We start from the raw sequence: 9964 nt of genomic DNA on the forward strand, positions 1-9964 counted from the left end.
TGCGGCAAGACCCCGGTCGTGCCGCAGAATCTCCCGCCGTGAAACACGAGCTCGACACACGGGGGAACTCTTGATCGACGTGATCATCGCCGGTGGCGGACCGACCGGCATGATGCTGGGCGCCGAACTGCGGCTGCACGGCATCCGCGTGGTCGTCCTGGAGAAGGACCTGGAGCAGTCCAAGGTCGTGCGCTCCATGGGCCTGCACGCGCGCAGCATCGAAGTGATGGACCAGCGAGGGCTGCTGGAGCGCTTCCTCGAACACGGAACGAAATACCCGGTGGGCGGATCCTTCGCGGGCATCATCAAACCGCCGCCGTCGCTGGACAGCGCCCACGCCTACATCCTCGGCATCCCCCAGACCGTGACCGATCGCCTGCTGATCGAGCACGCCGACGAAGTGGGTGTCGAGATCCGGCGCGGCAGCGAAGTGACCGGCCTGAGCCAGGACGACGACGGGGTGGACGTCGAACTGGCCGACGGGACGAAGCTGCGTTCGCGCTACCTCGTCGGCTGCGACGGCGGCCGCAGCACGGTGCGCAAACTCCTCGGGATCGACTTCCCCGGCGAGCCCGCCACCGCCGAGACACTGCTCGGTGAGATGGAGCTGACCAAGGACTGGGAGACAGTGCTCGCCGTGATGACCGAGGTCCGCAAGACCCAACTGAGGTTCGGCCTCTCCCCGATCGGCGACGGGGTCTACCGGGTCGGCGTGCCCGCCGAAGGACTGGCCGAAGACCCCCGGATCCCGCCGTCCTTCGACGAGATCAAACGCCAGCTCAAGGCCATCGCCGGAAGCGACTTCGGCGTGCACTCGCCGCGCTGGCTCTCCCGCTTCGGCGACGCCACCCGGCTGGCCGAGCAGTACCGCGTCGGCCGCGCGTTCCTGGCGGGCGACGCGGCACACATCCACCCGCCCGTCGGCGGGCAAGGACTCAACCTCGGCGTCCAGGACGCCTTCAACCTGGGCTGGAAACTGGCCGCCGCCGTGCACGGCTGGGCCCCGGAGGACCTGCTCGACACCTACCAGACCGAACGGCACCCGGTGGCCGCCGCGGTCCTGGACAACACCCGCGCACAGATGCAGCTCATGTCACTGGACCCGGGCTCCCAGGCGGTCCGGCGACTGCTGGCGGAGCTGATGGAGTTCGAGGACGTGAGCCGCTATCTGACCGAGAAGATCACCGCGACCGGGATCCGCTACGACTTCGGCGAAGGGCACGAACTGCTCGGCCGCCGCATGCGGGACCTCGAACTCGAGCAGGGGCACCTCTACGGGTTGATGCGCGACGGCCGCGGCCTGCTGCTCGACCGGACCGGCGGGCTTTCCGTGCGGGAGTGGGCGGATCGCGTCGACCACGTCGTCGACGCCGGCGAAAACCTGGACGTGCCGTCAGTGCTGCTGCGACCGGACGGTCACGTCGCGTGGGCGGGCGAAGACCGGCAGGAACTCCTGGGCGCGCTGCGCCGGTGGTTCGGAGAGGGCCAAGTCCTCTAGTGCGCCGGGGCCACCGGCTATTGGCTGGTGGCGTTCCGAACCCGTTGCCACGACAGGAGCTGATGACGATGACCGGACGAGTCGTGCACTTCGAGATCCCCTTCGAGGACGGCGAGCGCGCACGCGAGTTCTACCGTGAAGTCTTCGGCTGGAAGACCGACATCCCGCCGGGGATGGACTACACGATGGTCGCCTCGGGGCCGACCGCCGACACCGGGATGCCCGCGGAGCCGGGCTTCATCAACGGCGGGATGCTGGACAAGAAGTTCAGCGCCGCGTCCGGCCCGGTGATCGTCGTCGAGGTCGACAGCATCGACGACACGCTCTCGGTCATCGAGAAACAGGGCGGTTCGATCCTCGTCGGCCGGACCGCGGTCGGCGACATGGGCTTCTCCGCCTACTTCAAGGATCCCGAAGGCAACGTCACCGGCATCTGGGAGACGGCGAGCCGAGGCTGACCGAACGGGCCCGTGACCGCACCGGTCACGGGCCCTGCGGCCCCCGGTAGGGCAGCGTCTGGTTGTAGACGATGTTGGTGTTCGTGCTCCCGAACAGCGCCAGCTCGTTGACGATCTCCTCCAGCCGCCCCATCGACGGCGCCGCGATCTTCAGCGAATAGCAGTCGTCTCCGGTCGTCCGGAGGCATTCGAGGATCTCGGTCCGCTCCGACAGGAGCTTGTGCAACGGCGCGTGCTTACTGCCCGGGTACTTCAGCCGCACCACCGCGAGCACCACATACCCGGCCTTCTCCAGATCGACCTCGGCGCGGTAACCGGTGATCACCCCGGCCGACTCCAGCCGCTTGACCCGTTCCGTCGTCGCCGACGCGCTCAGGCTCACCCGCTTGCCCAGCTCGGTGAGCGGAAGCCGCCCGTCCTTCTGGAGCTCCACCAGGATCGCCCAGTCCGTCGCGTCGAGAGTCTCGGCCATCAGCCCAGATTACCGGCAGATCCACGGCGCGAAGGCCGTTATGCCGGGAAAGATCCCTTCCCGGTTTTGGGCTGCGTCGATAGCCTTGACCTGTGCGAATAGGTGTCAACGTCCCGAATTTCGGACCGGGGACCGACCCCGGGATCCTCCGCGGCTGGGCCACCACGGTCGAAGGCCTCGGCTACGACCTGCTCATGGTGTCCGACCACGTCGCCATCACCCCCGACGTCGCCGAGCAGTACCCGGCGCCGTTCTACGAACCGTTCACCACCTTGTCGTGGCTCGCCGGTGTGACGAGCCGGATCCGGCTGGGCACCACCGTGCTCATCGTCCCGTACCGGCATCCCCTGCTGATCGCCCGCATGGCCGCGAACCTCAGCCAGCTCAGCGGCGGACGGCTCGTGCTCGGCGTCGCGTCCGGCTGGGCCCGCCAGGAGTTCGAAGCGCTCGGTGTCCCGTTCGAGAAACGCGGACGGCTGACCGACGACCACCTCGACGCCGTCCGGAAGGCATGGTCGGACGACGCCGACTACCGCGCCGGCGACATCCCGATCTGGGTCGGCGGCAACAGCGACGCCGGGATCCGCCGCGCCGTCCGGGTCGGCGACGCCTGGCACCCGCTGCGGACCACCCTCCCCTGGCTCACCGAAGCGCTCACCAGGGTCAAGACCATCGCCGACGCCCACGATCGGCCCGTCCCCGCCTTCACCCCGCGGATCCTGCTGAACATCACCGCGAAACCGATCACCGGACCCGATCGCCTCGCCGGAGAGGGCACGATCGAGCAGATCGTCGACGACCTCGACCGGCTCCGCCACCTCGGCGCCGAGACGGTCGTGCTCGATCCGTTCTCCGGTGATCCCGAAGAGACCCTGCGCCCGGAGTCCGCATGGCAGGCTTTGGCGACCGTGGCGGCCCACTGGGAACTGGGCCGATACCGAACCGAACAGGACTGAACATGACCGAAGAAGACGAGAAGTTCCTCCGCCGCGCCATCGAGCTCGCCGCGAAGTCCCGCGCCGACGGCGACCCGCCGTTCGGCTCGCTGCTCGTCGGCCCGGACGGCACGGTGCTGGCCGAGGACCACAACACCACGGTGTCGCAATCGGACATCAGCCTGCACCCGGAGCTGAAGCTCGCCGTGTGGGCCGCGCGCGAACTGGAGCCCGCCGCCGCGGCGGAGACGACGATGTACACCAGCTGCCAGCCGTGCGGGATGTGCCAGGGCGCCATCGAACGCTCCGGCCTCGGCCGGGTCGTGTTCGCCCTTTCCGGCGAACAGGTCAACGCCCTCAAACCGCCCGCGACCGGACCCGGCGTGCGACTGGAAGGACCCGCGTTGTACGACGAGGCCCGCGTCCCGGTGGCCGGCTACTACACCTGACGGACTTCACTCCGGCATTCCGTAATCCGTTGCGCGAATCAGCATTTTATGACTACCCGCAAGGGTCTATACGGTCGATTCATGGAGTTGAATTTCCCCACCGCGGAAGAACTCACGGCCGCTTTGCAGGCAGGCGAAGTGACATCGGTGGAGCTGACCGACGAGGCGATCGACCGGATCGAGCGGGACGACAAGGCGATCAACGCGATCTGCGTACCGGACTTCGACCGGGCGCGGGCCGCGGCGCGCGACGCCGACCAGGCCCGCGCCCGCGGCGAGGACAGGCCGCTGCTCGGTGTCCCGGTGACGGTCAAGGAGTGCTACGACATCGCCGGGCTCCCGACGACCTGGGGCATGCCGGCGTACCGGGATCACCTGCCCGCCGAGGACGCCGTGCAGGTGGCGCGGCTTCGTGCCGCCGGAGCGGTGGTGCTCGGTAAGACCAACGTCCCTTTGGGACTGCAAGACCTCCAAAGCTTCAACGAGCTTTACGGCACCACCAACAACCCGTGGGACCACGAGCGCACGGCCGGCGGGTCCTCCGGCGGGTCGGCGGCGGCCCTGGCGGCCGGGTTCGGCGCCTTGTCCATCGGCACCGACCTCGCCGGCTCGCTGCGCACCCCCGCCCACTTCTGCGGCGTCTACGCGCACAAGCCGACCGTCGGGCTGGCCGCGACGCGCGGGATGGTCCCGCCGGACGCCCCGGCATGGCCGATCGAACTCGACCTCGCCGTCGCCGGGCCGATGGCGCGCACCGCCCGCGACCTCTCGCTCCTGCTCGACGTCATGGCCGGGCCGGACCCGCTGACGTACGGCCTGGCCTATGACGTGGCCCTTCCGCCCGCACGCCACCAGCGGCTGGAAGACTTCCGGGTCCTCGTCCTCGACGAGCATCCGTTCCTGCCGACCGGGTCCGCCGTGCGGGCGGGGGTGAACCGCGTGGCCGACGCGCTCGCCGACGGCGGCGCCCGCGTCGAACGGCACAGTCCGCTGCTGCCGGACCTGGCCGAAGCCGCGACGCTCTACACGCTGCTGCTGTTCTCCGGATCCGTCGCGCGTTTCCCCGTCGAAGAGTACGAGCAGCTCCGGATCCAAGCCGCCGGGCTGAGCGCGGACGACCAGAGCCTCGACGCGGCGCGACTGCGGGGGATGGTGTTCAGCCACCGCGACTGGCTCGAAGTGAACAACCGGCGCGAACTCCACCGCCACGGCTGGCGACGGTTCTTCGCCGAATTCGACGCGGTGGTGTGCCCGATCACGCCGACTCCCGCGTTCCCGCACGACCACGACCCCGACCTGCTGCAACGCCGGATCGACATCGACGGCGCCGAGTATCCCTTCTTCGAACAGCTCGTCTGGGCCGGTCTGGCCACCATGCCCGGCCTGCCCGCCACCGCCGTCCCGACGGGCCGGTCCGCCGAGGGCTTACCGGTGGGCGTGCAGCTGATCGGCCCGATGTTCGAGGACCGCACCCCGCTGCGACTCGCCGAACTGCTCGAGCAGCGGATCGGCGGCTTCCAGGCACCGAGGTAGCGCACCGTCGTCAGAGGCGACCAAGTCCCAGCTGGGACTTGGTCGCCCCGATCACGACACCGTCCACGCGCGCGAGCCAGCTCCCGCACAGGCACCGGACGTACTCCAGCCTCCCGCCGGAGACCCGCTGGGACTTCGACACGCTTCCGGGCAGTTCCGCCAGCGGCCAACCGCACCGCGGGCACAGATTCGATTCCATGACCCGATCGTGCTGTAATGGGTCAATGCACTTCAACCCTTACGGCGGGGCGGCGGCACAGATCGCCGCCGAACTGATCAACCACGGCGACACCGCCGCCCCCGCCACCCTGACCTCGATCTTCAAAGACCGCATGACCGTCGCCGCCGTGGAGGACGACGAAGCGACCGAGATCAACGCCTGGACCACCAGACTCAGGCACGTCTTCGAAGCGGACCCCGCCGCACGCGTCGACCTCGTCAACGCCCTGCTTCACGACTCCGCGTCCAAGCCCTACATCTCCACCCACGACGGCAAAGCACCCCACCTGCACTACGTGGACGCCCACGCCGGCACCGTCCCCCGGGTCCGGGCCTACACCGCCGGCGGACTCGCACACCTCGTCTGCGACGCACCAGACCGCTTCGGCGTCTGCTCACGCGAAGGCTGCGAAACGGTCTACGTCGACATCTCCCGCAACGGACGCCGCCGGTTCTGCTCCACCCGCTGCGCCACCAGGGTCCACGTCGCCGACCACCGCAATCGGCAAGCGAGCTAGGCCGTGTCCTGCAAGTCATGTTCATCGAACAGACTTACAGGACACGGCCTAGATCGCGTACCGCCACGCCGTCAGGGCATGCGCCGAGAACCATGCGCCCAGGACCACCCACGCCGCCGCAGCCGCCACCGCCGTGACCGTCCGCCGCTTCGACAACCCGATCGCGATCGGGATCAGCACCGGGAAAGCGGGCAGGATGAACCGGATCTTCGCGTCCGGCAGCCCCCGCGTCCCGATCGCCAGCAACAACACCCCGGCGCCGTACAGCGTCAACGGCCATGGCACCCGGACGAACACCGCCACGACGGCCAGCGCCACCGCACCCAGCAGCAACAGCACCGTCAGCGTGCTGAACACCGACTCGTCGCCGACCAACCGCGTCAGCACCGAGTCCGCGGTCTCCACCCCGAAGTCGAACTCCGTGTTCCAACCCCGCAACTCGATGTCCTGCCACCCGGTCAAGCTCCCGGTGCGGTACGCGACGAACCCCAGGTACCCCGCCACCCCCAACGGCGCGATCACCGCGGCCACCAACGCCCACCAGCGCTTCTCGGAACGCCGGAAGACCGCGATCAACGCCGCGACGACCACCACCGCGACCAGCACCACCGCCGTCGACCGCGACAACCCAGCCCCGAACGCGCACAACCCGGCCAGCAACCAGCGCCGCTCCAGCACACCCACCAGCGCCCACACCGCGAACGCGCAGAACACCGCCTCCGTGTAGGCCATCGAGAACACGATCGCCATCGGCGCCCCGGCCCACAACGCCACGAGCAGCAACCCGGTCCGATCACCCCGATCCGGCGACACCGCCCGCCCGATCCGGATCAACCCGCACGCCAGCACCAGACCACCCAGCACCGACACCGCCAGCGCCGCGGTGATCACGTCGAACCCGAGCCACATCACCGCACCGACGAGCTTCGGATACAGCGGGAAGAACGCCATCGGCGCGTCCGAATACGGCTGCCTCGCCGCGTCCAACGTCCCCGGCAGATCTGCGTACCCGTGTACCGCCAGCCGCAGGTACCACTGCCCGTCCCACGCGGTCAGCCGATCGGTCAGCGACGCACCACGCCGGGCGGCCAGCAGATCGAGCAACTGGACACTCGCCGTGCGGATCACGAGATAGAGCAAGATCGCCCGCGGGTAGGGCGACCGCGCGAGCCTGTCGAGGACTCTCTCGAACACACGCGCCGGACGCTCCTGCCGGGGCGCCGTCTCGGGAACGGCGGGCTGATCAAGGTCGTCGACTTCACGAAGCACGCTCAGAGTGTCCACAATACGAAGTCATTTCGCCGTTCGATCTCGAAGATTCGCAGGCCGAAGTACGTGGGAAAGGCCACAAACCGGGCTTGTGACCCCACCTCGATCGGGTCGTGAGTGTTTTGGGTCGTTCTAACGACACTTTTCACTCACGACCGCCGGTCGTGGTGGTCCAGCAGCTTCGTGAGCAGCTCGGTGAACCGCTTCCGCTCGTCGGCCGACAACGGCGCCAGCAGTTCGTCCTGACGCTCGGCCAGCTGCTTTTCCAGCCGTCGCAGCTGCTTCTTGCCCGCGGAGGTCAATGTGATGACGTTGCGCCGCCGATCGGCCGGGTCCGGGGCGCGCTCGACCAGATCACGCTCGGCGAGCTCGTTGATCGTCGCGACCATCTCGCTGACGTGGATGCCGCTGCGACGGCCCAGCGCGGCCTGACTCGCGGGCCCGAACTCGTCCAACGTCGCCAGCACCCGGAAGTGATAGCCGCGGGCGTCCACGGCGGAGAACCCGTCGGTCACCAGGCGATGCGCGTGGTTCGCGGTCTGGGTGAGCAGCCAGCTGGGCAGCTCCTGCCACCGGGCGTGCGGCTCTTCCGAGGGGTTCGCCATGTGACGAGTCTAACGAATCGTTGGGTGCCCGAACGATTGCGGTACCGTTGGGCGCACAAACGTTTAGTCGCCCAACGATCAATGGAGCGCAGGCGCATGATCAAGCCCTTCCGCATCGACATCCCCCAACCGGACCTCGACGACCTGAACGACCGGCTTTCCCGCACCCGCTGGCCGAACGAGGTCGCCGACGCCGGCTGGGACTACGGCTTCCCGCTGGCAAGACTCAGAGAGCTGGCCGAACACTGGCGCACCGGCTACGACTGGCGCGCCCACGAAGCCGAACTCAACGAGCTTCCGCACTTCACGACCGAGATCGAAGGCCAGGACATCCACTTCGTCCACATCCGGTCCGCGAACCCGGACGCGCTCGCGCTGATCCTCACCCACGGCTGGCCCGGCTCGTTCCTGGAATTCCTCGACGTGATCGAGCCGCTGTCACGCGACTTCCACCTGGTGATCCCGTCCATCCCGGGCTACGGCTTCTCCGGCCCGACCCACGAACGCGGTTGGAGCACCGACCGGATCGCCCGAGCCTGGGCCGAACTGATGCGCCGCCTCGGATACGAGCGTTACGGGGCCCAGGGCGGCGACTTCGGCTCGGGGATCTCGATGGCGCTCGGCGCGGTGGCGCCGGAGCAGGTCGTCGGGGTGCACGTGAACTACCTGCCGACCAGGCCGGATCCGGACGCCGGCCTCGAACTGTCCGAAGAGGACGAAGCCAGGCTGGACAAGGTCCGGCGGCTGATGACGAATCGCCCGCCGTACCAGGCATTGCAGGCCACCACTCCGCAGACCATCGGCTACGCGCTGACCGACTCACCGGTCGGCCAGCTGGCCTGGATCGCCGAACGGTTCGCACAGTGGACGGATCCTCGTTCGCCGGTCGGCGACGACCGGATGCTCACCGACGTCTCGCTGTACTGGCTGACTGCCACCGCGGCATCCTCCGGCCGACTGCACCACGACACTCAGCGAGGAAACACACCCTGCCGAGTACCGCTCGGCGTGGCCGTGTTCCCGCACGACATCACGCAGTCGGTGCGACCGCTCGCCGAGCGGCTCTACGACATCAGGCACTGGTCGGAGTTCGAACGCGGTGGCCACTTCGCCGCGATGGAAGTGCCGGACCTGCTCGCCGAGGACATCCGCGTCTTCTTTGCTGGTCTTTGATTCTGATGGTCTACAGCAGTTTTTGAGCCGTTCCGAGCAGTATAGGGCGTTATACACTTTGATTAGTCAGCGACCGGAGGGGACTTCGGTCGCCTCGACCGATCTGCGGTCCTCCAGGACACGCTGCTTCGCGTTCTCGATGTGTTCTCGCATCCGCGCGGCCGCTTCATCGGCCTCCCCCGCCACCAAAGCGTCGTAGACGGCGCGGTGTTCCTCCGCCGCCAGTCCGGGCGCTCCCCTGGCCGAGCCGAGCTTGGCGAAGAACCGGAACCGCTGCACCTGGCCACCGAGCGACCGATAAGCCTTCTCCAGGAACGGATTGTCCGCCTGAGCGGCGATGAGCAGGTGGAAGCGTTCGTCGATCGTCCAGTAGGCGCTGAAGGCCGCGGTGGCAGGCGAGGTGGCCGCGCGCGCGAGATCGTCGACGCTCTCCAGGACCTCAGCGAGGAACTCGGGCGTCGTCCGGCGGGCGGCTTCGTAGGCGAGCGCGGGTTCGAGGACCAGCCGGGCGTCCATCAGCTTGACGAGCTCGAACTCGGTGAGCAGAGGGGCGACCCGGTAACCCTTGAGCGCCTCGCGGCGGACGAGCCCGGTGTGCTCCAGCCTCGCCAGTGCCTCCCGGAGCGGGGTCTGACTGACGTCGAGTTCGCGTGACAACGCACCGATGTTGACCGGTTCGCCCGCGGACCATCGACCGTCGGTGAACTGACCCAGTAGCACCTCGTACATCCGGTCGGCGAGCGGCTGCCGTCCGGACTTCCGCGGGGAAGCCATGTGTCCCTCCTTCGTCGCGTCACGATATCCCGCGCGGCACGAGGCCTTGATCTTGCATCGC

Annotated in this window: 12 protein-coding genes; 7 read left to right on the forward strand and 5 right to left on the reverse strand. The window is 68.4% G+C overall.

Going from position 1 to position 9964, the window contains the following annotated elements; translation table 11 throughout:
• Window positions 1–70: 70 nt before the first annotated feature.
• Both rox and B0293_RS31765 read left to right on the forward strand, forming a co-directional pair.
• A complete protein-coding gene (rox, locus tag B0293_RS31760; protein WP_005151224.1) occupies window positions 71–1498 on the forward strand; it encodes a rifampin monooxygenase in 1428 nt (475 codons plus the stop codon).
• A 68-nt stretch (window positions 1499–1566) separates the two neighbouring features.
• Window positions 1567–1956 carry a VOC family protein gene (locus B0293_RS31765; protein WP_039915558.1) on the forward strand — a complete coding sequence of 130 codons (390 nt, stop codon included), beginning with the start codon at window positions 1567–1569 and terminating at the stop codon, window positions 1954–1956.
• Between the two features lie 25 nt (window positions 1957–1981).
• Here B0293_RS31765 and B0293_RS31770 read toward each other — a convergent pair whose 3' ends face one another.
• A complete protein-coding gene (locus B0293_RS31770) occupies window positions 1982–2428 on the reverse strand; it encodes an Lrp/AsnC family transcriptional regulator (protein WP_005151221.1) in 447 nt (148 codons plus the stop codon).
• 92 nt (window positions 2429–2520) lie between these two features.
• Here B0293_RS31770 and B0293_RS31775 point away from each other — a divergent pair, with 92 nt between their 5' ends.
• The 3 genes from B0293_RS31775 to B0293_RS31785 all read left to right on the forward strand — a co-directional run bounded on the left by B0293_RS31775 (window position 2521) and on the right by B0293_RS31785 (window position 5345).
• Complete coding sequence (locus B0293_RS31775; protein WP_005151216.1) at window positions 2521–3384, forward strand: TIGR03619 family F420-dependent LLM class oxidoreductase; 864 nt, start codon at window positions 2521–2523, stop codon at window positions 3382–3384.
• A gap of 2 nt (window positions 3385–3386) precedes the next feature.
• Entirely contained in the window at window positions 3387–3812 is a 426-nt protein-coding gene (locus tag B0293_RS31780) for a nucleoside deaminase (RefSeq protein ID WP_005151213.1), read from the forward strand.
• Between the two features lie 81 nt (window positions 3813–3893).
• On the forward strand, window positions 3894–5345 hold the full coding sequence (locus B0293_RS31785; RefSeq protein WP_005151212.1) for an amidase: 1452 nt from the start codon (window positions 3894–3896) through the stop codon (window positions 5343–5345).
• 10 nt (window positions 5346–5355) lie between these two features.
• On the opposite strand, the gene B0293_RS31790 is transcribed toward B0293_RS31785, so the two are convergent.
• Window positions 5356–5544: a hypothetical protein gene (locus tag B0293_RS31790; RefSeq protein WP_005151211.1), complete on the reverse strand. Its 189-nt coding sequence runs from the start codon at window positions 5542–5544 to the stop codon at window positions 5356–5358.
• A gap of 25 nt (window positions 5545–5569) precedes the next feature.
• Between B0293_RS31790 and B0293_RS31795 the strand changes: the two genes are divergently transcribed.
• Entirely contained in the window at window positions 5570–6082 is a 513-nt protein-coding gene (locus B0293_RS31795) for a CGNR zinc finger domain-containing protein (protein ID WP_005151209.1), read from the forward strand.
• Window positions 6083–6130: 48 nt separating this feature from the next.
• Here B0293_RS31795 and B0293_RS31800 read toward each other — a convergent pair whose 3' ends face one another.
• Window positions 6131–7351 (reverse strand): hypothetical protein, encoded by a 1221-nt coding sequence (locus B0293_RS31800; protein WP_245191825.1) that lies wholly within the window; start codon window positions 7349–7351, stop codon window positions 6131–6133.
• A 149-nt stretch (window positions 7352–7500) separates the two neighbouring features.
• Window positions 7501–7956: a MarR family winged helix-turn-helix transcriptional regulator gene (locus tag B0293_RS31805; RefSeq protein WP_005151205.1), complete on the reverse strand. Its 456-nt coding sequence runs from the start codon at window positions 7954–7956 to the stop codon at window positions 7501–7503.
• A gap of 96 nt (window positions 7957–8052) precedes the next feature.
• Here B0293_RS31805 and B0293_RS31810 point away from each other — a divergent pair, with 96 nt between their 5' ends.
• Window positions 8053–9129, forward strand: coding sequence for an epoxide hydrolase family protein (locus B0293_RS31810; RefSeq protein ID WP_005151201.1), 1077 nt, complete (start codon window positions 8053–8055; stop codon window positions 9127–9129).
• A 66-nt stretch (window positions 9130–9195) separates the two neighbouring features.
• Here B0293_RS31810 and B0293_RS31815 read toward each other — a convergent pair whose 3' ends face one another.
• A complete protein-coding gene (locus B0293_RS31815) occupies window positions 9196–9903 on the reverse strand; it encodes a GntR family transcriptional regulator (protein ID WP_005151199.1) in 708 nt (235 codons plus the stop codon).
• Window positions 9904–9964 lie beyond the last annotated feature (61 nt).

The sequence above is a fragment of the Amycolatopsis azurea DSM 43854 genome, from assembly GCF_001995215.1.
Classification (GTDB): domain Bacteria; phylum Actinomycetota; class Actinomycetes; order Mycobacteriales; family Pseudonocardiaceae; genus Amycolatopsis; species Amycolatopsis azurea.

What these genes read in the sequence shown, in the direction of transcription:
- B0293_RS31790 (WP_005151211.1), bottom strand. Translation starts at nt 5,544, where the DNA reads ATGGAATCGAATCTGTGCCCGCGGTGCGGTTGGCCGCTGGCGGAACTG.
- B0293_RS31805 (WP_005151205.1), bottom strand. Translation starts at nt 7,956, where the DNA reads ATGGCGAACCCCTCGGAAGAGCCGCACGCCCGGTGGCAGGAGCTGCCC.
- B0293_RS31815 (WP_005151199.1), bottom strand. Translation starts at nt 9,903, where the DNA reads ATGGCTTCCCCGCGGAAGTCCGGACGGCAGCCGCTCGCCGACCGGATG.
- B0293_RS31810 (WP_005151201.1), top strand. Translation starts at nt 8,053, where the DNA reads ATGATCAAGCCCTTCCGCATCGACATCCCCCAACCGGACCTCGACGAC.
- B0293_RS31765 (WP_039915558.1), top strand. Translation starts at nt 1,567, where the DNA reads ATGACCGGACGAGTCGTGCACTTCGAGATCCCCTTCGAGGACGGCGAG.
- B0293_RS31780 (WP_005151213.1), top strand. Translation starts at nt 3,387, where the DNA reads ATGACCGAAGAAGACGAGAAGTTCCTCCGCCGCGCCATCGAGCTCGCC.
- B0293_RS31770 (WP_005151221.1), bottom strand. Translation starts at nt 2,428, where the DNA reads ATGGCCGAGACTCTCGACGCGACGGACTGGGCGATCCTGGTGGAGCTC.
- B0293_RS31785 (WP_005151212.1), top strand. Translation starts at nt 3,894, where the DNA reads ATGGAGTTGAATTTCCCCACCGCGGAAGAACTCACGGCCGCTTTGCAG.
- B0293_RS31795 (WP_005151209.1), top strand. Translation starts at nt 5,570, where the DNA reads ATGCACTTCAACCCTTACGGCGGGGCGGCGGCACAGATCGCCGCCGAA.